This window comes from Vibrio sp. 970 (assembly GCF_033339075.1).
Map to the genome: position 1 here is coordinate 1 of NZ_JAWOTW010000325.1, position 696 is coordinate 696.

General features: G+C 47.0%; 1 protein-coding gene. It reads left to right on the forward strand.

Features of this window, described 5'->3' with window-relative positions; genetic code table 11:
• A partial coding sequence (locus R7Q11_RS26450; protein ID WP_225467032.1) for a hypothetical protein occupies positions 1-696 on the forward strand: 696 nt, incomplete at both ends.

Here is a 696-nt window from a genome sequence, read left to right on the forward strand (position 1 = left end):
AAGAGGTGGTGCGTTTTCGCCTGTTGGAAAAATTAGAACAGCAAAACATCATACTTACCCCGCGCATGGCACTGTTCGTGGAATCGCAAGTTCGTTTGACACCAACGTATCAAATGCTGGAGCGAGGCGATGGCTATGAATTCAGTGTACCCGCATTCAATTACCCAGCGATTGCGAGTCGTTTAATTAAGCGTTGGAAACAAGACCAAAGCACGTTAGATTTTGTGCTGCAAGCTGAACGAAAAGAGCTAAACCTACAGCAGTGGTTAACGGGGACGTCTCAACAAATTCAGACAAGAGAATCCTTGCTCATTCGTGAGCTAGATAGCTTATCGCCAAGTGCGTTAAAAGCCTTAACGACGCAGTTAACTCAAGCGAATGTCACCAGTTGGCTACCGTCCACAGCAGTGGTCGTTCGTATGGCGCAAGTCAGCCAAGACAAAGCCATGTACGATTTACTATGGCGAATGCGCGCCGATTACAATAGCCAACAGGAACTCAAGCGCTTAGCTGATACAGGAGATGCTTTCTCTTTGCAGCAGTTGATGAATGCCACTATCAACCCAAGCCTCAAACCTCACGCGATTCGCTTACTCACCAAATCCAATCCATTATCGCCGGAAGTGAAACAGTTTCTTATTGCGAAAATGGCATTATCTGAAGAAGCGACACTGGTCGCTCGTCAACTGGCTCAAC